This is a genomic window from Streptomyces sp. NPDC014734 (genome assembly GCF_043083325.1).
Taxonomy (GTDB): Bacteria; Actinomycetota; Actinomycetes; order Streptomycetales; family Streptomycetaceae; genus Streptomyces.
In genome coordinates this window covers 206,583-231,698 of sequence record NZ_JBIBYN010000012.1, presented here as the reverse complement: position 1 = coordinate 231,698, position 25,116 = coordinate 206,583, and the positions used below count along the sequence as shown (strand labels likewise).

Annotated in this window: 19 protein-coding genes; 5 read left to right on the top strand and 14 right to left on the bottom strand. The window is 72.0% G+C overall.

Translation table 11 applies throughout. The annotated features are described in order from the left end of the window. Window positions 1-421: 421 nt before the first annotated feature. Window positions 422-1,429, bottom strand: a complete 1,008-nt coding sequence (locus ACF1CT_RS21010; RefSeq protein WP_391785398.1) for a stage II sporulation protein M — start codon at window positions 1,427-1,429, stop codon at window positions 422-424. Between the two features lie 120 nt (window positions 1,430-1,549). On the opposite strand from ACF1CT_RS21010, the gene ACF1CT_RS21005 reads away from it, so the two are divergent. After that, window positions 1,550-2,566 carry an RDD family protein gene (locus ACF1CT_RS21005; protein WP_391785397.1) on the top strand — a complete coding sequence of 339 codons (1,017 nt, stop codon included), beginning with the start codon at window positions 1,550-1,552 and terminating at the stop codon, window positions 2,564-2,566. Window positions 2,567-2,585: 19 nt separating this feature from the next. Here the strand turns inward: ACF1CT_RS21005 and ACF1CT_RS21000 are convergent, their stop codons facing one another. From ACF1CT_RS21000 to ACF1CT_RS20965, 8 genes are all read right to left on the bottom strand, one after another. After that, window positions 2,586-3,197, bottom strand: a complete 612-nt coding sequence (locus ACF1CT_RS21000; protein ID WP_391785396.1) for a hypothetical protein — start codon at window positions 3,195-3,197, stop codon at window positions 2,586-2,588. Between the two features lie 223 nt (window positions 3,198-3,420). Beyond that, complete coding sequence (ahcY, locus tag ACF1CT_RS20995) at window positions 3,421-4,878, bottom strand: adenosylhomocysteinase (protein WP_391785395.1); 1,458 nt, start codon at window positions 4,876-4,878, stop codon at window positions 3,421-3,423. A gap of 408 nt (window positions 4,879-5,286) precedes the next feature. Then, on the bottom strand, window positions 5,287-6,273 hold the full coding sequence (locus ACF1CT_RS20990) for a cation diffusion facilitator family transporter (RefSeq protein ID WP_391785394.1): 987 nt from the start codon (window positions 6,271-6,273) through the stop codon (window positions 5,287-5,289). A gap of 87 nt (window positions 6,274-6,360) precedes the next feature. Continuing rightward, window positions 6,361-7,542 carry a mannose-6-phosphate isomerase, class I gene (gene manA / locus ACF1CT_RS20985; protein WP_391785393.1) on the bottom strand — a complete coding sequence of 394 codons (1,182 nt, stop codon included), beginning with the start codon at window positions 7,540-7,542 and terminating at the stop codon, window positions 6,361-6,363. Between the two features lie 125 nt (window positions 7,543-7,667). Then, window positions 7,668-8,804: an SIS domain-containing protein gene (locus ACF1CT_RS20980; protein ID WP_391785392.1), complete on the bottom strand. Its 1,137-nt coding sequence runs from the start codon at window positions 8,802-8,804 to the stop codon at window positions 7,668-7,670. A 56-nt stretch (window positions 8,805-8,860) separates the two neighbouring features. Beyond that, window positions 8,861-9,043: a Trm112 family protein gene (locus ACF1CT_RS20975; RefSeq protein WP_391785391.1), complete on the bottom strand. Its 183-nt coding sequence runs from the start codon at window positions 9,041-9,043 to the stop codon at window positions 8,861-8,863. Window positions 9,044-9,527: 484 nt separating this feature from the next. Further along, window positions 9,528-10,901, bottom strand: coding sequence for a phosphomannomutase/phosphoglucomutase (locus tag ACF1CT_RS20970; protein ID WP_391785390.1), 1,374 nt, complete (start codon window positions 10,899-10,901; stop codon window positions 9,528-9,530). A gap of 331 nt (window positions 10,902-11,232) precedes the next feature. After that, window positions 11,233-11,610 carry a DUF3499 domain-containing protein gene (locus tag ACF1CT_RS20965; protein WP_391785389.1) on the bottom strand — a complete coding sequence of 126 codons (378 nt, stop codon included), beginning with the start codon at window positions 11,608-11,610 and terminating at the stop codon, window positions 11,233-11,235. 321 nt (window positions 11,611-11,931) lie between these two features. Here ACF1CT_RS20965 and ACF1CT_RS20960 point away from each other — a divergent pair, with 321 nt between their 5' ends. Next, window positions 11,932-12,375 (top strand): metallopeptidase family protein, encoded by a 444-nt coding sequence (locus ACF1CT_RS20960; RefSeq protein ID WP_391785412.1) that lies wholly within the window; start codon window positions 11,932-11,934, stop codon window positions 12,373-12,375. Window positions 12,376-12,569: 194 nt separating this feature from the next. On the opposite strand, the gene ACF1CT_RS20955 is transcribed toward ACF1CT_RS20960, so the two are convergent. The 3 genes from ACF1CT_RS20955 to ACF1CT_RS20945 form a co-directional block, all read right to left on the bottom strand. Continuing rightward, window positions 12,570-14,123: a DUF5719 family protein gene (locus ACF1CT_RS20955; RefSeq protein ID WP_391785388.1), complete on the bottom strand. Its 1,554-nt coding sequence runs from the start codon at window positions 14,121-14,123 to the stop codon at window positions 12,570-12,572. Then, window positions 14,120-18,100 (bottom strand): glycosyltransferase, encoded by a 3,981-nt coding sequence (locus ACF1CT_RS20950; protein ID WP_391785387.1) that lies wholly within the window; start codon window positions 18,098-18,100, stop codon window positions 14,120-14,122. The genes ACF1CT_RS20955 and ACF1CT_RS20950 overlap by 4 nt, the downstream gene beginning before the upstream one ends. Window positions 18,101-18,692: 592 nt before the next feature. After that, window positions 18,693-18,956 (bottom strand): WhiB family transcriptional regulator, encoded by a 264-nt coding sequence (locus ACF1CT_RS20945; RefSeq protein ID WP_030927001.1) that lies wholly within the window; start codon window positions 18,954-18,956, stop codon window positions 18,693-18,695. Between the two features lie 734 nt (window positions 18,957-19,690). Between ACF1CT_RS20945 and ACF1CT_RS20940 the strand changes: the two genes are divergently transcribed. The 3 genes from ACF1CT_RS20940 to ACF1CT_RS20930 all read left to right on the top strand — a co-directional run bounded on the left by ACF1CT_RS20940 (window position 19,691) and on the right by ACF1CT_RS20930 (window position 22,677). Beyond that, window positions 19,691-20,227 carry a cysteine dioxygenase gene (locus ACF1CT_RS20940; RefSeq protein WP_391785386.1) on the top strand — a complete coding sequence of 179 codons (537 nt, stop codon included), beginning with the start codon at window positions 19,691-19,693 and terminating at the stop codon, window positions 20,225-20,227. A 174-nt stretch (window positions 20,228-20,401) separates the two neighbouring features. Then, on the top strand, window positions 20,402-21,358 hold the full coding sequence (cofD, locus tag ACF1CT_RS20935; RefSeq protein ID WP_391785385.1) for a 2-phospho-L-lactate transferase: 957 nt from the start codon (window positions 20,402-20,404) through the stop codon (window positions 21,356-21,358). Next, window positions 21,355-22,677, top strand: a complete 1,323-nt coding sequence (locus tag ACF1CT_RS20930; protein ID WP_391785384.1) for a coenzyme F420-0:L-glutamate ligase — start codon at window positions 21,355-21,357, stop codon at window positions 22,675-22,677. The genes cofD and ACF1CT_RS20930 overlap by 4 nt, the downstream gene beginning before the upstream one ends. Before the next feature lie 43 nt (window positions 22,678-22,720). Here the strand turns inward: ACF1CT_RS20930 and ACF1CT_RS20925 are convergent, their stop codons facing one another. Together ACF1CT_RS20925 and ACF1CT_RS20920 are read right to left on the bottom strand one after the other, a co-directional pair. Next, window positions 22,721-23,803, bottom strand: a complete 1,083-nt coding sequence (locus ACF1CT_RS20925; RefSeq protein ID WP_391785383.1) for a DNA-3-methyladenine glycosylase family protein — start codon at window positions 23,801-23,803, stop codon at window positions 22,721-22,723. A 178-nt stretch (window positions 23,804-23,981) separates the two neighbouring features. Then, complete coding sequence (locus ACF1CT_RS20920) at window positions 23,982-25,073, bottom strand: sugar phosphate nucleotidyltransferase (RefSeq protein WP_391785382.1); 1,092 nt, start codon at window positions 25,071-25,073, stop codon at window positions 23,982-23,984. Window positions 25,074-25,116 lie beyond the last annotated feature (43 nt).

Here is a 25,116-nt window from a genome sequence, read left to right as displayed (position 1 = left end):
GTTTCCGACTCTATCAGACCCTTTTCAGTGTCCGACCCCCGGTCGAAGCGGGGCCGCTTTCCAGTTCCACGCTTTCGCGTTTCCCTTTCCGGCGATTCCAACCCTACCAGATTCTCTTTCCGTTCCGTTTCCGGTTCGGAATTCAATTCCGGTCGACCGTTGGAGTGGTCTTTTGCCTTTCGGCGGATTCGACTTTATCAGAAGGATTCAGCCGCTCTGAACGGCTTCGGCATCCGAATGAAGAGAATCAAGGATCCTGCGGAAATTTCAAATTTCTGCAGGAGGCGGAGTAGAGACTAGCCGCCTGGCTCGGACCTGTCCAGTCCGTGGCAACCGTTAGAATCTACCTCCCCTGCGCGACTGTGTCAACAGTCTTTCGGGGAGGTGAGCAGACTAGCAGGTCAGCGGGGGTGCACGCACATCAGGCGGCGACCGGCAGTTCGGCGCTGCGTTCCGCTGCCTCGATGTCCCCGCCGTCTCCGGCTCGCGCCGCTCGGCCGCCGAGAACGTAGACGTACGCGAGGAAGGCGGCCTCGGCGACGACGCCGATGGTGATCCGGCCCCACGTCGGGAGACCGGACGGGGTGACGAAGCCTTCTATGACGCCCGAGACGAACAGCACCAGGGCGAGCCCGATGGCCATACCGATCGCGGCACGGCCTTCTTGTGCGAGAGCCGTTCGGCGGCTGCGCGGGCCCGGGTCGATGACGGTCCAGCCCAGACGGAGACCGGTGCCCGCCGCGACGAAGACCGCGGTGAGTTCGAGCAGGCCGTGCGGAAGGATCAGCCCCATAAAGGTGTCGAGGCGGCCTGCCGAGGACATGAGGCCGATGCCGACGCCGAGGTTGAGCACGTTGAGGAAGAGAACCCAGACCACCGGTATGCCGAGGAACGCGCCCAGCACCAGGCACAGGGCCGCGGCCCTGGCATTGTTCGTCCACACCTGGGCCGCGAACGATGCGGCGGGGTGGCTGGAGTAATAGGTCTCGTACTCACCGCCGGGGCTGGTCAGGCGACGGAGGTCGTCCGGGGCCGCGATGGCCGACTGGACCTCCGGATGCGTGCCGATCCACCAGCCGATGATCGCGGCCAGCAGCGTGGCGAGGACGGCTGTGGGTACCCACCAGTGCCGGGACCGGTAGACCGCGGCGGGGAATCCGGCGGTCAGGAAGCGGGTGGCATCGCGCCACGAGGCGCGTCGGGTTCCCGTCACCGTGGACCTGGCGCGGGCGACGAGTTGGGTGAGCCGTGCGACGAGCAGTGCGTCCGGCGCGCTGGACTGGACGAGGGAGAGGTGGGTGGCCGTGCGCTGGTAGAGCTCGACGAGTTCGTCGGCCTCCTCACCGGTGAGCCGACGCCCGCGGCGCAGGAGGTGGTCCAGGCGGTCCCACTCCGTGCGGTGGGCGGTCACGAAGACATCGAGGTCCATGGTCGGCTGCTGCTCCAGGCGAGAGTGCGTACGGGGTCGTACTACGACGGCGCGCTGCGGGTCAGCTTGGCAGACTGAGTGCCCAAGGGGCAGGGAAGGCCGGCGAGGGGATGGGGCGCGATGAATGAACTGGTGACCGGGGACGCGGTGGTACTGGGCCTGCGGCCGGCGAAACTGCCGAGCCGGATGCTCGCGCTGGCCATCGACCTCGTCGTGGTGGGCGCGGCGTTCGTCCTGGTGTTGATCGGGCTGGTCCTCGCGGTGTCGACACTGGACGAGGCGGCGGTGGCGGCGATATCCCTCGCGGCGTTCCTGCTGGTGCTGGTCGGTGGACCGATCGCGGTGGAAACGCTCAGCCACGGACGTTCGCTGGGGAAGCTGGTGTGCGGGCTGCGGGTGGTCAGGGACGACGGGGGGCCGATCCGTTTCCGGCACGCGATGATGCGCGGTGCCATGGGCGTTGTCGAGATTCTGATGACGTTCGGCGTGATCGCCTGCGTCGCTTCCCTGGTGTCGGAACGGGGGCGTCGCCTGGGAGACGTGTTCGCGGGGACGCTCGTCGTGCGGGAACGGGTGCCGGCGGGACGGGCTGCGGCCGTGCCGCCCCCGCCTCCGTGGTTGGTCGGGCGATTCGCCGCGCTGGATCTGTCGGGGGTGCCGGACGGCCTGTGGCTGGCGATACGGCAGTACCTGACGCGCGTCCATCAACTCGATGCGCGGATCGGCGGCTCGATGGCGGAGCGGCTGGCGGGCGAGCTGGCGGCCCGGACCGGGGTTCCGGTTCCCCCGGGGGTGCCCGCCGGGGCGTATCTGGCGGCGGTGGTGCACGAACGGCAGGCCCGGGACGCGCGGCGGGTGCTCGACGCCGGGAGGGACGGGGCCGCACCCGGAACAGCCGATGCCGGTCGGACGGACCGCCGGGGACAGGCGGGGCGGGCGAGCGACGTCGGCTCGGTGGAAAAGGAGCGGTCGGACGAGGGACCGGTGGGCGGGGGCAGTCCGTCCGCTTCGGCCGTCGCGGCCGGGCTGCCCGGAGGGCGCGCGGGGGCGGTTGCCCCGGCGGCATCGACGCCGTCGGCGGTGGAAGAGGGGAACAGCTCGAAGCCCGCTTCGACGCGGTTCGCGCCACCCGCCTGACACGGTGGGAACCGCCCGCCTAACGCGGTGAGGGCGGCGATTCCAGGTCTTCGAGTTCGATCCCGGGAGCCGCGAGGACCACGTCGCCGGCGAGATGCACGACGTGCCGCTCACCGGTGTCCAGTGCGCTGACCTGGTACTCGTCCACAACCAGGGGGCCGTTGTCAGTGGCGTGCGCTTCACTGTTCACCAGTGCCCAGGACTGGTCGACGGTACGGGGGGCGAGGACCGGGTCCGTGAAGGCGAGCAGCCGGACGCGGGCCGCGGGGGAATCGGGGGTGAGACGCAGCAGTCGCGCCGTCGCGACGAGGAAAGCGGGGGATGTGCCGGTGAAGGCGTGGGCGCCCACATTGCCTTCCGTGGCATGGCTTCCGGTCGGGTCGGTGCGGACCCAGGTGACGCCGTCCAGGGCGGCGCCGCGGACCTGCCAACTCGCGGTGTGGAGTTCGAGACGGATGGGGCGGCCCAGCTCGTCGAGCGTGAGGTCGACGGAGCCGAGGTGGTCGCCGGAAGGGGTGGTGGTCCGGGAGACGTAACGCCAGCCGGAGGGTCCGGGGGCGCATTGGAAGTGTTCTTCGCCGAGGAAGGTGTGATCGTGAGGATCGTGGAGCGAATATCGACCGCGGGGCATGGGGTCCTTCGAGGTTCCTCGGGCTGAACGGGTGTCGCACCGAGCGGGCTCGGTACGGGGCAGGCCCCCGACACGGGGGTGCGGGGGCCTGCTCTCGTGACTGCTGCCGAGACTGTTCTGTCCGTCGGCGGCCGGGTGTCACCGACCGCTGGTGGTGCGTGTGGCCCGTCCCGGGACGGGCCGGGCCACCGGCGGTGACGGGTGCGGGTCGCCGACGACGGGGTCAGTAGCGGTAGTGGTCCGGCTTGTACGGGCCCTCGACCTCGACACCGATGTAGGCGGCCTGCTCGGGACGGAGGGTCGTCAGCTTGACGCCGAGTGCGTCGAGGTGGAGACGGGCGACCTTCTCGTCCAGGTGCTTGGGCAGCACGTAGACGTCGGTGGGGTACTCCTCGGGCTTGGTGTACAGCTCGATCTGGGCCAGGGTCTGGTCCGCGAAGGAGTTGGACATCACGAACGACGGGTGACCGGTGGCGTTGCCCAGGTTGAGCAGGCGGCCCTCGGACAGCACGATGAGGACCTTGCCGTCGGAGAACGTCCAGGTGTGGACCTGCGGCTTGACCTCGTCCTTGACGATGCCGGGGGTCCTCGCCAGGCCGGCCATGTCGATCTCGTTGTCGAAGTGGCCGATGTTCCCGACGATGGCCTGGTGCTTCATCTTGGCCATGTCGGCGGCCATGATGATGTCCTTGTTGCCCGTGGTGGTGACGAAGATGTCGGCCTTGTCGACGACCTCGTCGAGCGTGGTGACCTGGTAGCCGTCCATCGCCGCCTGCAGCGCGCAGATCGGGTCGACCTCGGTGATGATCACGCGGGCGCCCTGGCCGCGCAGCGACTCCGCGCAGCCCTTGCCGACGTCGCCGTAGCCGCAGACGACCGCGGTCTTGCCGCCGATGAGGGTGTCGGTGGCGCGGTTGATGCCGTCGATCAGGGAGTGGCGGCAACCGTACTTGTTGTCGAACTTGGACTTGGTGACGGCGTCGTTGACGTTGATCGCCGGGAAGAGGAGGGTGCCCTCGCGGTGCATCTCGTACAGCCGGTGCACACCGGTCGTGGTCTCTTCGGTGACACCGCGGATCTCGGACGCCAGCTGGGTCCACTTCTGGGGGGACTCGCCGAGGGTGCGGTTCAGCAGGGTGAGGATGTGGGCGTACTCCTCGCTGTCCGCGGTCGACGGGTCCGGGGCGGAGCCGGCCTTCTCGAACTCGACGCCCTTGTGGACGAGGAGGGTGGCGTCACCACCGTCGTCGAGGATCATGTTGGGGCCGCCGGTGGGGGTGTTCGGCCAGGTCAGGGCCTGCTCCGTGCACCACCAGTACTCTTCGAGCGTTTCGCCCTTCCAGGCGAAGACCGGGACGCCCTGCGGGTCCTCCGGGGTGCCGTTCGGGCCCACGGCGATGGCCGCGGCGGCGTGGTCCTGCGTGGAGAAGATGTTGCAGGAGGCCCAGCGGACCTCAGCGCCGAGGGCGACCAGGGTCTCGATCAGCACGGCCGTCTGCACGGTCATGTGCAGCGAACCGGTGATGCGGGCGCCGGACAGCGGCTGCGCGGCGGCGTACTCCTTGCGGATCGACATCAGGCCGGGCATCTCGTGCTCGGCGAGGGTGATCTCCTTGCGGCCGAACGCCGCGAGGGAGAGGTCGGCGACCTTGAAGTCCTGTCGGTTGGTGACCGTCGTCATAACGGGCTGCTCCTCGTGATGGGTGTCGAGGTGGGCGGCTGGCTCTGCGGCAGCGGGCACACGAATGCCCGGTGCTCACAGCGCAGTCCGTCGGAGGCCCTCTCTCCCTCGGCCGGTCCGTGCGCGGACCGATCGACCGCCATCAGCAGCGACGTCTGACACTGCCGTCGAATCTACACCGATCGCCCCGGCCGCTCCCAGCCCACCCGGGATCGCGGGTGGCCGGGAACATGCCGGGGGAAGGGCGGGCGGAGAGGGCGGGAGGGCGAGGAATCCGGGTGTGCCGGAGTGGTGGTGCCGTCGGGGGCCAAGGGGACGGGCCGTGGGGTGGGCCGTGGGGTGGGCCGTGGGGTGGGTGCCGGCCCGGGGCCGCCGGTGGGTACGACGGCCTGAAACGGCGGCCCCGGGTCAGTGTCCGGAATCCGCCGGGGTGGTCGGGGCATCGCCCGGGGCCCGGCCCGGATTGGTGCCCGCCGCCGCGGCCGCCTCGCTGTAGATGTCCGGTTCGAGGTAGATGACGCGGGCGATCGGAACTGCCTCGCGGATGCGGGTCTCGGCGGCGTTGATGGCGTTGGCGACTTCGGCGGCGGTGTCGTCGTGCTGCACCGCGATCTTGGCGGCGACCAGCAGTTCTTCCGGGCCGAGGTGGAGCGTGCGCATGTGGATGACGCCGGTGACCGTGTCGCCGTCGACGACGGCGGCCTTGATCTTCTCGACCTGGTCGGCGCCCGCGGCCTCGCCGAGCAGCAGGGACTTCGTCTCGGCGGCGAGGACGATCGCGATGATGATCAGCAGGACGCCGATGCAGAGGGTGCCGACGCCGTCCCACACACCGTTGCCGGTGGCCAGGGCCAGGCCGACACCAGCGAGGGCCAGGACGAGGCCGATCAGCGCACCGAAGTCCTCCAGGAGCACGACGGGGAGTTCGGGGGCCTTCGCCCGGCGGATGAATTCCCGCCAGGACAGCGATCCGCGGGTCTCGTTGGACTCCTTGATGGCCGTACGGAAGGAGAAGCCCTCGGCGATGATCGCGAAGACGAGCACGCCCACCGGCCAGTACCAGGACTCGATCTCGTGCGGTTGCTTGATCTTCTCGTAGCCCTCGTACACCGCGAACATGCCACCGACCGAGAACAGCACGATGGAGACGAGGAAGGCGTAGATGTAGCGCTCGCGCCCGTAACCGAAGGGGTGCTGGGGGGTGGCCTCGCGCCGGGCCTTCTTGCCGCCGAGCAGCAACAGGCCCTGGTTGCCCGAGTCGGCGACGGAGTGGACGCTCTCCGCGAGCATCGACGACGAGCCGCTGAACAGGAACGCGACGAATTTGGCCACGGCGATCGCGAGGTTGGCGCCGAGTGCCGCCACGATCGCCTTGGTTCCGCCTGACGCACTCATGGGTGCCTGGTGTCCCTTCTCCGGAGCCGCGGACCTGGCGCCGCGGTACGGCCGGACATTGTTGCAGTCGCCGGTGCGGAAGATTCGTCAGGCCACCACTGTGGCGCGGAACAGGGTTCCCGTACCGGACACTTCGGCCTTTTCTCCGGCGGGTACGAAGACCGAGGCGCCCGGTGTGAGGCCGAGCGTGCCCGCCTTCGGGGCGCCCGCGGTGCAGAGCAGGATCTGCGGGGTGTCCCGGGTCAGGTCGACGGGGTCGGCGCCGGGTGACAGGTCGAAGCGTGAGAGGCGGAACTCGTCCACGGGCGTCTCGTACAGTTCCTCGCCGGACGGGGACGCCTCGGGGCGCAGGATTCCCGGATCGGTCGCCTCGAAGCGGACGATGCGCAGGAGCTCGGGCACGTCGATGTGTTTGGGCGTGAGTCCGCAGCGCAGCACGTTGTCCGAGTTGGCCATGATCTCGATGCCGAGGCCGTCGAGGTACGCGTGCGGGACACCGGCGCCGAGGAAGAGGGCTTCGCCGGGCTGGAGCTCGACGTAGTTCAGCAGCATCGCCGCGAGGACACCGGGGTCGCCGGGAAAGTGGTGGGCGATCCGCGCGTACGGGGCATGTGCACCGCCGAGGCGTTCGGCGGCGGCCGCCGCCTCGTTCACCGTCCCTGTCGTCTCCGCCGGATCGGCGGAGAGGATCGCGGTGAGGACCTCGCGCAGTGCCGCCTCCTCGGGGTGGGCGCCGAGGAGGTCGACGTACGGCTTGAGGGAGTCGACGCCGAGCGCGGCCATCGTCCCGGCGGCGTCGGCGGGGCGACGGAAGCCGCACAGTCCGGCGAAGGGGGTGAGCGCGCAGATCAGTTCGGGCTTGTGGTTGGCGTCCTTGTAGGTGCGGTGGGGGGCGTCGATCGGGACGGACCGGCGTTCCTCGTCCGCGAATCCCCGTTCGGCCTGGGCGAGGTCGGGGTGGACCTGGAGGGAGAGCGGGGCGCCCGCGGCGAGGAGCTTGAGGAGGAAGGGCAGGCGGGGGCCGAACTTCTCGACGGTGGCCCGGCCCAGTTCGCGCTCGGGGTCGGCGGCGATGACCTCGGTGAGGGGGCGTTCCGGGCCCGCCTCTCCGGTGCTGGTGGGGCGGGTGAGGCGGGAGGGCGCTCCCGGGTGGGCGCCCATCCACATCTCGGCCTGGGGTTCGCCGGTGGGGGCGATGCCGAGCAGCTCCGGTATGGCGGTGGTGGAGCCCCAGGCATAAGGGCGCACGGTGTTGGAGAGCCGGTCCATGGTTCGTCCTTGTGAGGTGCGTGATCGGGGGGCGGGGGGCGGAAACGGGGAGCGGGGGCGGGACGGGGTCCGAGCGGCGACCGGGGCGCGGGGACGGGCCGGTCGGCGACGCCGCGCGGGCGCCGTCAGGCGTGGGCCGACGACGCCAGCGCCAGGTAGACGGCGGCGAAGTCGGTGACCGCCAGGAGTTCGGCGAGGGCTTCGAGCCCGGTGCCCTCGTCGGGTTCGAGTTCGCTGATCGCCGTGTCGTGGCCCAGGGCCAGTTCGCGGGCAGCCGGACCGGCGCTGAGGCCGCCGGCGGGACGGTCGCGGAGCAGCACGACTCGGGCGTGCAGGGGTTCCGACTCCTCGACCCGGTCGCGGAAGAAGTCGTCCGGATCGGCTCCGGCGGCGAAAGCGCCCGTCAGCAGCGCTCCGTGGGCGGTCAGCGCCTCGGGGAGTTCGGCGGCGAGGGCCGGACGCCCGGACAATTCGGCGAGGACCGCCGCGAACCTCCGGCCGACCGGGCCCGCGGACTCGCCCTCCGACCAGATGAGGGGAAGGCTGTCGGCGAGTTCGGCCGCAAGGGTCTTCGCCGGGTTGCTGTACGTGGCGATGGCCGGGCCGCAGCGTTCCGCCGTGCGGTCGAGGCGGTCCGCGACGCCTTGCAGCGCCTCGGCGGGCGCGGTGACCAGGCCGACGCGGTCGAGCAGCGCGAGCAGCGGGGTGAACAGGGCCCAGAGCGTGCCCGGTCCGGCCGCCGCCGTCTCCGCGTCGTACTCGCCGTGCGGGGCGGTGGCCATGGGTACGAGGAGCCCGTGCGCGCCGTCGATCGTCTCGCGCAGTGGTGAGTTCCTCGGGGCGACGGCGACGACGCTGCAACCGCGTCGGTACGCCTGCTCGGCGAGGAGGGAGAGGCCGGGCTCCGAGCCGTCGGCGGTGACGATCAGCAGCAGGTCCACCGAGCCGGCCCAGCCGGGAAGCGTCCAGCGCATGGCGCCCGCGGCGGGGGCGACTCCGGTGGGATGGATGCGGGTGACGGGTGCGGAGGCTCCCGCCAGGGCGCCGACCAGATCGGCGACGCCCGCCGCGGCGGTGCCCGCCCCCGCGACGAGGACGGCGCGGGGGCGGCCTTCCGGATTCAGCCCGGCGATCCCGGCCTCCACCGCGTGCCGGGCGGCGGTGCGGACCCGGGCACCGGCCTCGGCCGCGCCGCGCAGCAGATCGCGGCGGTCAGCTCGGGCCAGGGCCTCCGGGGCGTCGAGCAGCGACTCGTCGAGCATGGGGACGGTCCTCCGATCACATGCTGATCACCGTGCGTCTTCGGGCACGGATGCCGTTACGCGGGGCGGCGGGCCTCGTCGACCAGGAGGACGGGGATGCCGTCCCGTACCGGGTAGGCCAGGCCGCAGTCCTCACCGGTGCAGACCAGCTCGGGCGTGTCGGCCGCCGACCGGTCTTCGAGCGGGGAGTGGCAGGCCGGGCAGGCGAGGATCTCCAGGAGGCCGGCTTCGAGCGGCATGGGGTGGGTCCCTTCGGGCATTCGGACGGACGGTTGTTCCGCGCGGACAGTTGTTCCGGACAGACGTTCCGGACGGGCAGTTGTTCCGGACGGGCAGGCATTCCGGACGGACACACACGCGAGCAGACACGCGAGCAGACAGGCGACAAGCGGTTCGCCGACACGTGGACCGGGCGACGTCAGCCTACCGTCGGGGTTCGGCGGGCGCGGGCCGGGCCGGGGCCGGGGACGCGCGGGCCTGAACGGGGACGGGCCGGGCACGGGCGCCGGGGCGGGCGGCGCGTGGCGTTCCGAGGTCGGCAGAACGCGCCCCGGCCCTCGCGGGGCCGTCCCCCCGTATCGCCCTGTCCCCGTGCCCGATGGCCGCCCGGCCGCCCGGCCGCCTCGTGCCCGTACTCGTGTACCCGTACCCGTGTCCGGAAGCCGTCTCCGCCCGTCCTCGACCTCGTGCCCGTGCCCGGTGGCCGTCCGTGGGGCTTCGCCCCTACGGGGTCTGCTCCCGGACGATCGCCAGCACCTCGTCCCGCACCGCGGTCATCGTCTTCTCGTCGCGTGCCTCGACGTTCAGTCGCAGCAGCGGTTCCGTGTTGGAGGCACGCAGGTTGAACCACCAGTCCGGGCCGGTGACGGTAAGCCCGTCCAGGTCGTCCGTCGTGACACCGTCGCGGGGTGCGAAGGACGCGCGCACCGCGGCTGTGCGGCCCGGCTGGTCGGCGACCGTGGAATTGATCTCGCCCGAGCCGGCGTAGCGGTCGTACTGGGCGACGAGTTCCGACAGCGGCCCCGGTTGTCCACCGAGTGCGGCCAGCACGTGCAGCGCGGCGAGCATGCCCGTGTCGGCGTTCCAGAAGTCGCGGAAGTAGTAGTGCGCGGAGTGCTCACCGCCGAAGAGCGCAGCGTGCTCGGCCATCTCCGCCTTGATGAAGGAGTGGCCCACGCGGGTGCGGACCGGGGTACCGCCGTGTTCGCGGACCACCTCGGGGACCGAGAGGGAGGTGATCAGGTTGTGGATGACGGTGCCCGTGCCACCGTTGCGGGCGAGTTCCCGGGCCGCGACCAGGGCTGTGATCGCGGACGGGGAGACACCGGTGCCGCGTTCGTCCACGACGAAGCACCGATCCGCGTCGCCGTCGAAGGCGAGACCCAGGTCCGCGCCCTCGGCGACGACGCGGGCCTGGAGGTCGACGATGTTCTTCGGGTCGAGGGGGTTGGCCTCGTGGTGCGGGAACGTGCCGTCGAGCTCGAAGTACATCGGTACGAGGTCGACGGGGAGCTTCGCGAAGACGGTGGGAACGGTGTGACCGCCCATGCCGTTGCCCGCGTCGACGACGACCTTCAGCCGGCGGATCGATCCGAGGTCGACCAGGGACAGCAGGTGCGCCGCGTAGTCCGGGAGCGTCTCGCGTTCGGTGACGGTGCCGGGGGTGGCGGCCGGCTCCGGTGCGCCGGCCCCGGACCACCGCTCGACAAGGGCACGGATCTCGGCGAGACCGGTGTCCTGGCCCACCGGGGCGGCGCCCGCCCGGCAGAGCTTGATGCCGTTGTACTGCGCCGGGTTGTGCGAGGCGGTGAACATCGCGCCGGGGAGGCCGAGGCTGCCGGAGGCGAAGTACAGCTGGTCGGTCGAGCAGAGGCCGATCAGGGTGACGTCCGCGCCACGAGCCGTCGCACCTCGCGCGAAGGCACCCGCGAGACCGGGCGACGAGGGACGCATGTCGTGGCCGATCACGATCGCGTCCGCACCCGTCACCTCGACGAACGCCGCGCCGAAGTGTTCGGCCAGCGATGCGTCCCACTGGTCGGGCACCACGCCGCGTACGTCGTACGCCTTCACGATCTGCGACAGATCAGCAGCCACGGGCCGGTCCTCCTGAGATTTCTGCGGACCGCCCAAACTACCCGGCGACGGTCGGGGCGCATCGCGGGGTCTCGGGCGTCTCGGGCGTCTTGGGCATCTCGGGTGTCTCGGGTGTCTCGGGCGTCCGGAATCCCCGGCCGTCGGCGAGGACGTCCTCACGCGCGTGGCTGCGGGGCAGGGGAACCGTTCAGCAGAACCGGTGCGGTGAGACGGTTCAGCACGATCGGACGGCGGAATCGTTCAGCACGATCGGACGGTGGGGTCGTTCAGCACGATCGGACGGTGGGGTCGTTCAGCAGGACCGGTTCAGCAGCACCGTGCCGGGACCGGTTCAGGAGTCCGGGGAGCGCAGCACGCGCAGGTGGCCCCGGCGGGCGACTTCCATCGGGTCCGCTGTCTGCGGGCCCCCGTTCCTTCCGTCGCCGCCCCGCTCGTGCGGACGTGCTGCTTCCCGTACGGCGTTGGCGAGCGCTTCGAGGTCGTCGCTGCTGGGGCGCGTGGGGGCGGAGGGATCGGAGAGCCGGACGACCTCCCAGCCGCGCGGCGCGGTCAGCCGCTCACTGTGCTCGGCGCAGAGGTCGTAGCAGTGGGGCTCGGCGTAGGTGGCGAGCGGGCCGAGGACCGCAGTCGAGTCGGCATAGACGTACGTCAGTGTCGCGACGGCAGGGCGGCCGCACGCGGTGCGCGAACAGCGACGTACAGGGCTCACGATGTTGGACGGTACCGCACTCTTGAGCGGGCTGCGACGACTCTCCCCCAGGTCACCCCACCGTGTCGCCCTGTGACCTCCCGCACAATCATCTTTCGGACAACCTTCTGACCTGCAAGGAAGCGGAAAAACCCAGGTCACGACGTCAACGATTCCGGTCACTTCTCAGCACAAAAGCTGTCATTCGGCGGGAGATCAACGATCGACAGCCGGGCTTGAAACGGCCTGCCGCTTGGCCGGATTGTTCAGGATTGGACAGACCGACGCTCCGTCAGACAACGGCGATCCTTCCGTCGGCCCGGGAGTTACCCTGCGTCGGTGATGGACAGTCCCGTACCGCCCCACTCGTCAGAGCCGCGCCCACGCCGTCGCGACCGTCATGGCCGCGGCATGCGCGGACCCGTCGCCCCGCCGCAGGTGCCGCTCTCGGTCAGCAGGGCGGAGAGCTTCCGTGATCTGGTGCAGGACTCCGTGGAACGGCTGGAGCGGCGCTGGCCGCAGCTCGCCGATGTCGACTTCATGGTCCTGGACGTGCCGGGGATCGCCGCACCGGAGGCCGCGGAGGAGACCGTTCCACTCGGGCACGCGGTCTCCGCGGAGAAGAACCGGCCGGCACAGATCGTCATCTACCGGCGGCCCGTCGAAATCCGCGCCAAGAACCGCGACGAGCGGGCCCTGCTGGTGCACGAGGTCGTGGTGGAGCAGGTCGCGGACCTGCTCGGGCTGTCGCCGGAGTCGGTGGACCCGCGGTACGGGCAGGAGTAGGAGCACGGCCCGGGGCAGCCGGGAGGGCCGGACCGAAGGGGACGAAGGAACCGGCCGGAACGAACGGGACGAACGGGACGAACGAATGGGATGGGCGAACGGGGCGAGCGCCGCGGTCGACACCATCGAGTGGTGCCGCCCGCGGCGCTCGCCCCGTTCGCGGTCGTCGTATCCGTCCCGCTCGGTCGTCCGGCTCAGTCGTCCAGCACCGAGAGGTCCTGCACCGCCGAGGGGACCGACACCGTTCCCCGGTCGTCGGCCAGAGTCTGCACCGTGAACATCTGGACGCCGTCCTGCGGGAGGCTCAGGGTGCGTGCGGCGTGGACCGGCCCGCCCGATTCCGTGCGGACCGTCAGCGCGTAGCCGCCCTTGAGCCCCGACGGCACGGGCGGCTCGAACGCGAGAGTGGTTCCGCCCTTGACCGTGTACGTCTTGACGGTCTGTTCGCCGCCCTCGCTGCCCGCGGAGGCGATGACCTTCACGGTGGCGGTGGCGCCCGGCGCGGTGAGCGAGAGGGTCGATCCCTTGGCCCGGTTGTCGGCCACGGTCGCCTGCGCGCCCACCGGACCGCTCGCCGGAATGTAGCCGGACTCCTGACCGTCGCCCTTGCCCCGGACCACGCGCAGCGCGGCGACCACCGGGGTGCCCTTGCCGCCCTTCACCGGGGTCAGCATCAGCGAGCCGGGCTCGCCCCGGGTGATGTCCTTCAGATCGACGCCCGCGGTCATCTTCGACTTGACGTGCAGGTCCTCGTTTCCGAGTGGCGCGAACGCACCGGTCTTGCCCAGCAGTCGGATCTTCAGGTCGGCGTCGTCGTCGCCCGGCACGAAGGCGACGAGGCGGACCGACGTGGCGTCCGCCGGGATGCCGGGGAGCACCAGGGTGCCGTTCGGCGCCGTGGAGGCGGGCAGCCAGTCGCTGCCGGTCTTCTCGTCGGCGGTCCTGACGGCGGCGCCCACCCGACCGGTGCGTGTGGTGACGTGGACGGTCACGTCCTCGATCGCCTCACTGGTCAGCGTGGAGATCAGAACGGGTACGCCCGATCGGGCCGGGACCGTGATGCCCTCGCCCACCTCCGACTTGAGGAGGCCCTTCGGGCCGTACAGCTCGATGTCGGCGACGGCCGCGGTGTCGTCCGGGTTGGTGAGGTGGACGTAGTCCTCGCGGGACTTCGCGGTGCTCGCGGCCGGGAACCAGAAGTCCGTGCCCGGGGCGGTGCAGCTGATGCCGAGCAGACCTCGGGAACCCGCCTCGACCGTGGTGGTCTGCTGAGCGGTCCAGCCGGGGGCAAGACGGCCGGTGGCGGTGCCGACCAGTGCGGGGGCGTCGGCGGCGGACACGTCGGCGGTGACGGGTTTGCCGGGCTCCTTGAGGGAGACGACCGGCTTCGTGGGATCCGCCTTCTTCTCCTCCTTCTTCCCGTCGTCCTTCTTCTTGCCCTTGTCGTCCTTGTCGTCCTTCTTGTCGTCCTTGTCGTCGGCCGCCGCGGCCGTGGACGACATCAGTTCGGCAGTACCAGCCTCTCCGCCGCCGGTACCGGACGCCGGGGTGAAGGAGGTGTACGTCGTCTTCGCGAGATCCGCGCGGCCGGACGACGGGCAGAGCAGGCTGGACCGCTCCACCGGCAGCCGGGGGGCCGCCTTCGGCTCCGCCGCGGCCGTGTCTCCGGGCGCGGTGAGCGCGGCGAATCCGGTGACGGCGGCGAGGGCGACGATGCCCGCGATCAGGGACAGGTTGCTGGACTTCACTCGGACTCGCCTCGCGATGCGTTACCGGTCGGCCACGGGTTCTGGCCCGGGGCGGAGTTCTCGTCGGGGTTCTGCGGGGCGTACGGGACCTGCCCGCCGTATCCGGTCCCGGGGGCGTACGCCGCCGCCTGCGGGTCGTAGCCCGGGGCCTGCGGGTCGTACGGCTGTTGCTGTTGTTGTTGTTGCTGTTGCTGTTGCTGTTGCTGTTGCTGTTGCTGTGCGTAGCCGTAGGGGTCGTAGACGTTCTGCTGGTACGGGTCGACGGCGTGCTGCTGCGCCTGGGGCGTGCCGTACGAGGGGTCCTGGTACGGGGCGTTCCCGTACTGCTGGTAGTCGGCACCCTGGTACTGCTGCGCGTCCCATTCGCCGTACTGCTGCTGCGGCACCGCCGCGTACTGACCGGTGTCCGCGCCCGGCGCGAAGGCGTCCCGGCCGTCCGGGTGGGAGGCGTAGGGTTCCTGGCCGTCCGGGTACGAGGCGTAGGGTTCCTGGCCGTCCGGGTACGAGGCGTAGGGTTCCTGGCCGTCCGGGTGGGAGGCGTGGGGCTCCTGGCCCTCGGGCGGGCCGGACTCCGGGTGGTGCGGGGATCCGGGCTGCGGCCGGGGCTCTCCGGCCTGCTGCGCGGGGATGTACTCCCCCGGAGCGTCCGGTGCCTCCTCGGCGCCCGTGTCCGCGGCCCCGGCCGGTACCGCCTCGGCCTCCGCCTCGGCCTGCGCGGCCGCGCGGAGCCGACGTGCCCGGCGGCCCTCGCCGGAGACCGGCTCGGCCGCGACCGCCGCCGCCTCCTCCTCGGGCAGGTCGTCGTCGATCTCCCGGCGGCGGCCCGGCAGGGCGAGCACCACCAGCACCACGGCCAGCAGGGACTGGGCCCAGATCCAGGCGGTGTGGGTGAACGGGGTGTCGTACGTGAGGTCCAGCGTGCCGCCCTCGGCGGGCAGTTCGAAGCCCTGGGCCCAGCCGTCCACGGTCTTCCGGGTCAGCGGGCGTCCGTCGAGGGTTGCCCGCCAGTTCGGATCGGCGGCGTCGGCGATCCGCAGCATCCGGCCGGAGCCGCCCGCCGGAATCTTCGTGTGCGCCTCGACGGGGAGAGAGCCCACCGGCAACTGCTCGCCGCCCGCCTCCGCCGGGACGATCATGATGCGCGCGACCTGGCGGTCGACCCGCCACAGCGCGCTGCCGTCGAGCTGACTCAGTCGGCTGAGGCCCGGGGTCGCGTCGAGGACCCGGCTCACCTCCTTCGGGGCGCCGTCGCGCACCAGGACGTAGCGGATCGCGAACCCGCCGAGCTGGCTGCGCTGGTCGGCGCCGGAGCCCGCGACCAGGTTGGCGACGACCTTGTCGAGGTGGCTGCTGCCGCCGCCCTCCTCGGCCAGCTCGGCGTCACCGAGCCGTGCGCCGGAGCCGCGCACCAGGGTGTACGGGATGGTGGCGGGCGACGTGCCGCCGAGCACCAGGGTGCGCGGCTGGTCGCGGGTGGTGCTCTCCTCCGCGACGAACGCGGGCACCTGCACGGGGTCACGGCGCTCCAGCGGGCCCGCGGCACCGCCGAGCATCCAGCCCGCGGCGGCCAGCGCCGGGGCGAGGCCGGCGGCGAGGGCGATCAGTGCGGCGACGGGCTGACGCCAGCCGAAGCTGAGCTCGGCGACGCGTACCCGGGCCCCGTCCGCGCCGACCAGCGCGGCGGCGATCAGCGCGATGCCGTAGACCAGGGTGGCGGGTCCCGCCCAGCCGGAGCCGTTGGCGAGGGCGGCGAAGAACAGGGCAACGAGCGCGGCGGCCCAGGCGGCGCGTACCGCGAACTGCCGCTCCCCGCGCAGCAGCGCGGCGAGTGCGGCGAGCACGATGCCGAGCAGCAGCACACCGCCGGCCGCCTTGGGGCCGCCGGGGCTGATGCCGAGGAGGTCGAGCGCGGAGGCCGTGCCCGCACCGGTGTCCAGTCCCGCTTCCTTCAGGAGGCGGGACGGCTCGGTGAGGAGCGAGAGCGACCACGGGGCGAGGACCAGCAGCGGCGTGCCGATCGTGGCGAGGAAGCGGAGACCGTACGCGGTGATGTCGCGGCGGCGCAGGACGAGTACCCCGATGCCGAGAACGGCGGCCATCGGCCACACGATGGGGGTGAACGCCATCGTGACGGTGAGGAGCAGGGTGTACGCCCAGGTGGCGCGCCAGCTTCCGCGGGCGTCGCCGGCGGCACGCATGCCGTGCGCGGCGACGGCGGCGCGGGCGATCAGCGGGAGCAGGATCGCGAGGACGGCGGTGCCGAGGCGGCCGGTCGCCAGGGCGCCGGTCGCCGCGGGCAGGAACGCGTAGGCGACGCTCGCCCAGGCGCGCAGCAGCCGGGAGGGGATCAGCGGCCGGGAGACGAAGTACGCGGTGAGTCCGGCGAGCGGTACCGAGCAGACCAGCAGCAGGGTGAGCGCGAATCCGGTCGAGCCGAGGAACAGCGCGGACAGGGCCGAGATCACGGCAAGGTAGGGCGGTGCGGTCTGGGTGCCGCCGGTACCGAGGGGGTGCCAGCCGTCCGCGAATCTGCCCCACAGGTCGGAGACGTCGGCGGGGGCGGGCAGCAGGGCACCGCCCGCGAGCGCGCCGCCGCCGAGCAGGCCGCGGCAGGCGACGAGCGAGACGAGGAGCAGGACGGCGAAGAGCACCGGGCCCGGCTTGCGCGCGATCCGCTTCAGCCGTGCGAACTGCTCGATCTCCAGGAAGTCGGCGTCGTCGCCGCCGGGGCCGGACTCCACGGCTCCGTGCCGGGACCCGCCCGGGTCGGCGTCGGATCCGCCGCCGAAGTTGCCGGCGACCTGTTCGACGGTGGCCCGGACGGTGGCGCCGGGCGGCGGGAAGAGGGACCGGAGTTCGGCCTGGTCGACGGCGCCCCTGCCGCGACTGCGCCGGGCCGCGAGGATGCGCTCGGGGCGCAGCAGGGTGCCGGCGAGCCCGGCGACCTCGTCGAGCGCCTGGCCGGGCGCCTTGCCGACGAGGTAGGCGAGGGTGCGCAGGAGGGTGCCGACGACGAGCCGGAGCAGCACCCAGGGCAGCACCTTGGTGCGGGCGTTGGCCAGCATCGTGTAGGCGGCACCGGCCTTGTCGACGCGGTGCGGGGAGGCGACCGAGCGTCCCACGCAGTCGATGGGGCGGCGCTCGCGGGCGGACGCCTCGGCGTGCCGGAGGACGGCCTCGGGAGCGACCAGCACCCGGTGTCCGGCGACGTGCGCGCGCCAGCAGAGGTCGACGTCGTCGCGCATCAGCGGGAGCCTGCGGTCGAACCCGCCGAGCTCCTCCCAGATGTCACGGCGGATCAGCATTCCGGCGGTGGAGACGGAGAGCACGGTGCGGACCTGGTCGTGCTGGCCCTGGTCCTGTTCGCGCCGGTCGAGCCCGGTCCAGCGGCGACCGCTGTTGGCGATGGAGACGCCGACTTCGAGGAGTTGCTTGCGGTCGTACCAGCCGCGGAGTTTGGGGCCGACGATCGCGGCGTGCGGGTCGTTGTCGACGACGCGCAGGAGTTCGGCGAGCGCGTCGGGAGCGGGGGCACAGTCGTCGTGCAGCAGCCAGAGCCACTGGACCGGTTCGCCGTGCGGAAGTTCGGGGAGCTCGTAGGCGTCGTCCTGCCAGGTCCTGGTGACCGGGTCCCAGCCGCTGGGACGCTTCAGGTACGGCAGGTCCTCCGGGGTGAGGACGCCGGCCGTGCCGACGGCCTCGTCGACGGCGGTGCCGAAGCTCGTGCGTCGCGCGAGGTGCAGGACGCGGTCGGCGCCGAGCGCCTCGGTGACCAGCCGCGCGGAGTCGTCGGCGCTGCCGGTGTCGGCGGCGACGATGTTCTGTACGGGGCGTTCCTGGCCGAGCAGTCCGGCGAGCGCGTCGGGCAGCCAGCGCGCGCCGTCGTGGGCGACGAGCACGGCGGTGACGACGTGCCGGGGGAACTCGGGTGCGGCGGCTGCCGCGTACGGCGCCGTCGGTTGGCTGTGCACGGACATCGAGGTACGGGCCCTCCGGCCGGTTCCGGGGGCGTTCCCCCGGCGGCTGCATCGGTGTACGCGCCCGCTCCGTGGGGGGCGTTGGCGCGTCTCGGACGGGCCCCCACACTAACGGTACGGATACGACGGCGGCGCCGAGCGCTCGAACGAGCGGCCCCGGCGGGACGGCTCGGGGCGTGGCCGAGCGGGCCGGGACACGGCGACGGCCCGTCGCCCGCGGACGGGAACGCGGGCGACGGGCCGTGGTCGGTCGTGGTGGTGGTCGGACGTGGTCGGCGGTGTGGGTGGTGAAGGGCGGGCGCCGCGCGGTCCGTACGTCACCGACGGCGGGCGGGGATGTCCGGCGCCCGGTCAAGGGTCTCGGCGGGCGGCGACCGCCGTCGCGTGACCGCCGTCGCGTGACCGCCGTCGCGTGGCCGGCGTCGCGTGGCCGGCGTCGCGTGGCCGGCGTCGCGTGATCCCGTCGTCCGGTCTCGTCGCCCGGTCTCGTCGCCCGGTCCCGCCGTGCGGTTGCCGTCGAACGGTCGCGGCGTGCGGCCGTCGTCTCGCGGTCGCGGCGTGCGGCCGGTTGGAACGTGGTCGTGGCGACGGTTCAGACGGCTGCCTTCTTCAGGCGGCGCCGCTCACGTTCCGAGAGTCCGCCCCAGATGCCGAACCGCTCGTCGTTGGAGAGGGCGTACTCCAGGCATTCGGACCGCACTTCACAGGCAAGACAGACCTTCTTGGCCTCGCGGGTGGATCCGCCCTTCTCCGGGAAGAAGGACTCGGGATCGGTCTGTGCGCACAATGCGCGCTCCTGCCAGCCGAGTTCCTCGTCCGCGTCCTCGACCAGCAGTTGCTGGAACAGCTCGGTCATGTGCGCCCCTCGTCTGTCTCTTGCGTCCCCGTGATGCAGCCGTTGCTGATCACGGCCGAACGACACGAGTGAAATTACAAGTGTGTATCTCCAGGTCAGTCAAGCGAGGATCTGCTATTGACCCCGGTATTCACTCTGCGGAACCAAGGGTATGCGGAAAGTGTGCAAATCACCAAAAAACTGACATACGGCTTCGGCCTCATCGCGCCCGCCTCTCACCGGGTGAGACGAGCGGGACCGCCTCCGCGTTTCGGTTCGACCGCCGAAGCGACCAAGATCACAAGCAGGTCACGGAGCCCCGACGCCGCTCACAGGCGCGATTGATGCGCCACATTTCCGCCACCGTGGCTGAATAAACCTTTCTTCACCCCCGGTTACCGGATGAGGTGAAACATAACTCACAAATCGGGCATCAGGTTGACAGTGGCGGCCCCGAGCCGGTCTCCTTGATTTCATGCCAGCGACCTCAGCGACGTACGCCACCCACATCCGTGGGTTCCGCACCGCTGTCCAGGCCCGCTGTTGCTGTTCCAGCTGTCACAGCTGTTGATGCCGTAGGGCTTGCACGGGCTCTGATCCGGCTCCCTTCCCGGAGTTCCGCCACAGAGCGCTCCCACAAGGCACATACGCGGAAGATCTCCCAGCCGGAAGATCTCCTCGACGACCGTGCGCTCTCCGGTACCTCCCCGCGACCACCCGCACATGCACCCCCATGCCGAGGAACCACCGCTTCCATGAACAGCGACAGCGACCTTCAGATCGCCGGCGACATCCTTGAGGTCCCGCACCTCCTCCAGCCGGCCCGCGAGCACCCGTCCACCGTGGCCGAGTTCGTCGGACTCGCCCGCGGCATCGCCGCCGACCGTGCGCAGTGGGCACCGCTCGTCCGGTACGACACCACCACACGGTGGTACCACCGGCTGCGCGCCGTCCCCCGGGCCCCCGGCTCCGCCCCCGCGGGGAGGGCTGCCCCACTCGGATACGAGATCTGGCTGCTGAGCTGGGTTCCCGGCCAGGGCAGCGGACGCCACGACCACGGCCCGTCCTCCGGGCTGCTGACCGTCCTGGACGGCCGGCTGACCGAGCACTCCGCACGCGGCACGCGGATACTGGCCCCCGGAGCGCAGCGCGTGTTCGCGCCCGGCTACACGCACGAAGTGGTCAACGACTCCCTCGAACCGGCCGTCAGCCTGCACATCTACTACCCGGGCCTGACCGAGATGCCGATGCACCCGGCACAGTGCGCCGCCCTGGACGGCGTACCCGCCTGACCTCCCGCCCGTCGCTCGCCACCACCCCGTACCAAGGACCAGGCTCCGCCTGACAGTCCCGCCCGTCGCCCACCACCACCCCGTACCAAGGACCAGGCTCCGCCTGACAGTCCCCCCCGTCGCCCACCACCACCCCGTACTAAGGACCAGGCTCCGCCTGACAGACTGTTGGGCATGCGCATTGTGGTTCTGGCCGGTGGTATCGGTGGTGCTCGTTTTCTGCGTGGCCTCAAACGGGCCGCACCGGACGCGGACATCACGGTGATCGGCAACACCGGTGACGACATCCATCTGTTCGGGCTGAAGGTCTGCCCCGACCTCGACACCGTGATGTACACCCTCGGCGGTGGCATCAACGAGGAGCAGGGCTGGGGACGTACGGACGAGAGCTTCCACGTCAAGGAGGAACTCGCCGCGTACGGCGTGGGGCCCGAGTGGTTCGGGCTCGGCGACCGCGACTTCGCGACGCACATCGTCCGCACCCAGATGCTGGCCGCCGGCTATCCGCTGAGCGCCGTCACCGAGGCGCTCTGCGCGCGGTGGCAGCCGGGCGTGCGGCTGCTGCCGATGTCCGACGACCGGGTCGAGACGCATGTCGCGGTCGATCTGGACGGCGAGCGCAGGGCGATCCACTTCCAGGAGTACTGGGTGAAGCTGCGCGCCTCGGTCGAGGCGCAGGCGATCGTGCCGGTCGGCGCCGAACAGGCCGAACCGGCACCGGGCGTACTGGAGGCCCTCGGCGAGGCCGACGTCATCCTCTTCCCGCCGTCCAACCCCGTCGTGTCGGTGGGGACGATCCTCGCCGTCCCCGGCATCCGGGAAGCGATCGCCGAGGCCGGGGTACCGGTCGTCGGCCTCTCCCCCATCGTCGGGGACGCGCCCGTACGCGGCATGGCGGACAAGGTGCTCGCCGCGGTGGGCGTCGAGTCGACGGCGTCGGCCGTGGCCCGGCACTACGGCTCCGGGCTGCTCGACGGGTGGCTCGTCGACACGGTGGACGCCGGGGCGGTCGACGAGGTCGAGGCGGCGGGCATCCGCTGCCGTTCCGTGCCGCTGATGATGACCGACGTCGACGCGACGGCGGAGATGGCCCGGCAGGCCCTGACGCTGGCCGAGGAGGTACGGGCATGAGCGGCGAGCCCACCGGGCTTCCCCCCTCCTACCGGGTCTGGGCACTGCCCGGTATGCCCGAGGTGCGGGCCGGGGACGACCTGGCGAAGCTGATCGCCGCCGCCGAGCCGGGACTCGTCGACGGCGATGTCCTGCTGGTGACGTCGAAGATCGTCTCCAAGGCGGAGGGCCGGATCATGGAGGCCACCGACCGGGAGGCCGCGATCGACGCCGAGACGGTACGGGTGGTGGCCCGGCGCGGCACCCTGCGGATCGTCGAGAACCGGCAGGGACTCGTCATGGCCGCGGCCGGTGTCGACGCCTCGAACACCCCGGCCGGAACGGTGCTGCTGCTGCCCGAGGACCCGGACGGCTCGGCGCGCGCGATCCGGGACGGGCTGCGGGACGCACTGGGCGTCGAGATCGGCGTCGTCGTCACGGACACCTTCGGCCGTCCCTGGCGCAGTGGGCTGACCGACGTCGCCATCGGGGCGGCCGGGGTCCGGGTGCTGGACGACCTGCGCGGCGGAACGGACGCGTACGGAAATCCGCTGAGCGCGACCGTGGTCGCCACCGCCGACGAGCTGGCCTCGGCCGGTGACCTGGTCAAGGGCAAGGCCGCGGGGCTGCCGGTCGCGGTGGTGCGGGGCCTCGGCCACGTCGTGGACCCGGCGGACTCCGCCGGTGGAGCCCGGGCGATGGTGCGGGGCGCGGCCGACGACATGTTCCGGCTGGGCACGTCCGAGGCGGTGCGGGAGGCGGTGACCCAGCGGCGCACGGTGCGCGAGTTCACCGACGACCCGGTGGACCCGGGAGCGGTGCGCCGGGCCGTGGCCGCCGCGGTGACGGCGCCCGCGCCGCATCACACGACGCCGTGGCGGTTCGTCCTGCTGGAGTCCGAGGAATCGCGCACCCGGCTGCTCGACGCGATGCGCGAGGCGTGGATCGCCGACCTGCGCCGGGACGGGAGGAGCGAGGAGTCGATCGCGAAGCGGGTACGGCGGGGCGAAGTACTGCGCCGGGCCCCGTACCTGGTGGTGCCGTGCATGGTGATGGACGGCTCCCACACGTACGGGGACGAGCGTCGGGACACCGCGGAGCGCGAGATGTTCGTCGTCGCGGCCGGGGCCGGGATCCAGAACTTCCTGGTGGCACTGGCGGGCGAACGGCTCGGCTCGGCCTGGGTGTCCTCGACGATGTTCTGCCGCGACGTGGTGCGCGAAGTGCTGGAACTGCCGGAGTCGTGGGATCCGCTGGGCGCGGTCGCGGTCGGGCGTCCGGCGGTGCCGCCCGCGGCGCGGGGTGCGCGGGACGCGGAGGCGTTCGTCACGGTGCGGTGAGGCGCGGTGCGGTGAGGTGTGCGTCCCGTGTGCCGGGCGCGGCTCACAGACGGGCGATGTCGCCGCGGGTCATACGCGGAGCCCGACGTTCCGGGATTCGGCCCGAGAGCAGGATGAGGCGGGTGGCCCGGTGGCGCTGCCCCTCGTAGGGGGCGAGGAGGGTCAGCATCTCCGCGTCGTCGGCGTGCCGGTTGTCCGCCAGGGCGTGGCCGACGATCCCGGGGAGGTGGAAGTCGCCGACCGTGACCGCGTCCGGCGCGCCGTTCGACCGCTGGAGCGTCTCGGCCGAGGTCCAGGGGCCGATGCCGGGGACGAGTTGCAGGCGGGCCATGGCGTCCGGGAGATTCATGGCGGCGGCCTCCTCCAGACGGCGCGCCACCCGCACCGCCCGCAGGATCGTGGCCGAGCGTTTCGCGTCGACGCCCGCGCGGTGCCACTCCCAGGACGGGATCAGCGACCAGGTACGGGCATCTGGCATGACGGACAGGCCGAGGGCGGTGAACGCGGCGTCCCCCTCGGGGCCGGGTGCCGCGGTGCCGTGCGCCCGGACGAGATACCGCCAGGCCCGGTACGCCTCGTCCGTGGTGACCTTCTGTTCGAGGATCGACGGGATCAGGGACTCCATGACCAGGCCGGTGCGCAGCAGGCGCAGACCGGGGAGCCGGTGCCGGGTCAGGGCGAGCAGCCGGTGGCGGGGGCGGAAGGCCTCCGGCTCGTCCTCGGCGCCGAGCAGTACGGGGAGCCGGTCCAGCAGCCAGGGCGCGCCCGGACCCCAGGCCGTCGCCCCGATCCGGTCGCCGCGTGCCACCAGGCGCAGCGTGCCGGGGCCGGCCGGTGTGCGGCTGGTGCGCCAGACCGTGCCGTCCCGGGTGATCCGGAAGGTGGGGTCCGCGGGGCCGCGCCGCAACGGGCCGAGGACGAGGCGCAGGTCGAGCGGGCCGGACGGGGTCCAGTCACGGGTCGGGGCGTCCCCTGCCGCCTGTGCCCGTGCCCCCGCCCGGTGCGGAACGGCCGCGTGCGGAACGGCCGCGTGCGGAACGGCCGCGTGCGGAACGGCCGCGTGCGGAACGGCCGCGTGCGGAACGGCCGCGTGCGGGGTGCTGCGGGGGGCGAATCGTCCTGCCACGGGTGATGTCCTCGGTCGTCGGGCCCCCGTTCGGCGGGGTGCCTGTCGAGGGTAGACGTAGCGGCGGGAACGTGGCGGTCGGGCAGTCGCCCGGTGGTTCGCCGAGGTGCCCCGCCCCGGGCTCACCACCGGGGCGTGCGCCGGGCTCGCCGGGCTGCTCTCCGGGGCGTGCGCCGGGCTACTCGCCGGAGGAGAAGCGGACGGACGCGTCCGGCAGGACCGCTCCGCACCAGACACGGATGCCGCCCAGCAGCTCGTTGTCGGCGCCGACCCGCGCCCCGTCCCCGATGACCGCGTCCTCCACCACCGTACGCGGGCCGATCCTGGCACCGGCTCCGACCAGCGAGTCCGTGATCACGGCTCCGGGCTCGACGACCGCGCCGGCCAGCACGGCGGAGCCGGCTATCCGGGCCCCCGCCCCGATCAGCGCACCCTCGCCGACGACCGTGCCGCCGGTGAGCTTGGCGTCGGCGGCGACGGAGGCCGTCGGCAGGACGAGTCGCTCGCCGCACCGGCCGGGGACGGCCGGGGACGGGGCGCGGCCCAGCACCAGATCGGCGGAGCCGCGTACGAAGGCGCGCGGGGTGCCGAGGTCCAGCCAGTACGTGGAGTCGACCATGCCCTGGAGGTGGGCTCCGGAGCCGAGCAGTCCGGGGAAGGTCTCGCGCTCGACGGAGACCGGCCGGCCTGCCGGGATGGTGTCGATGACCGAGCGGCGGAAGATGTACGCCCCCGCGTTGATCTGGTCGGTGACGATCTCCTCGGGCGTCTCGGGCTTCTCCAGGAACGCGGTGACCCGCCCGCTGTCGTCCGTCGGCACGAGACCGAAGGCCCGTGGGTCCTCGACGCGGGTGAGGTGGAGGGAGACGTCCGCCCCGGAGGTGGTGTGCGTGGCGACCAGGGCCCGGATGTCCAGGCCGGTGAGGATGTCGCCGTTGAAGACGAGCACCGGTTCGTCGGGTCCCGAGTCGAGCCGGGACGCGACGTTCCGTATCGCGCCGCCGGTGCCCAGCGGGTCGTGCTCGGTGACGTACTCGATGTGCAGGCCGAGCCCGGAACCGTCCCCGAAGTACGGTTCGAAGACCTCCGCCAGGTACGACGTCGCGAGCACGATGTGCTCGACACCCGCGGCCCGGGCCCGCGCCAACTGGTGTGTGAGGAAGGGGACGCCCGCCGCCGGGACCATGGGCTTGGGGGTGTGCACCGTGAGCGGACGCAGCCGGGTGCCCTTGCCGCCCACCAGAAGGATCGCTTCTTTTGCCTCTGTCACAGCGCTGACTCTGCTTCCTGGTGGGGCCCTGCTCGTTTCGGCT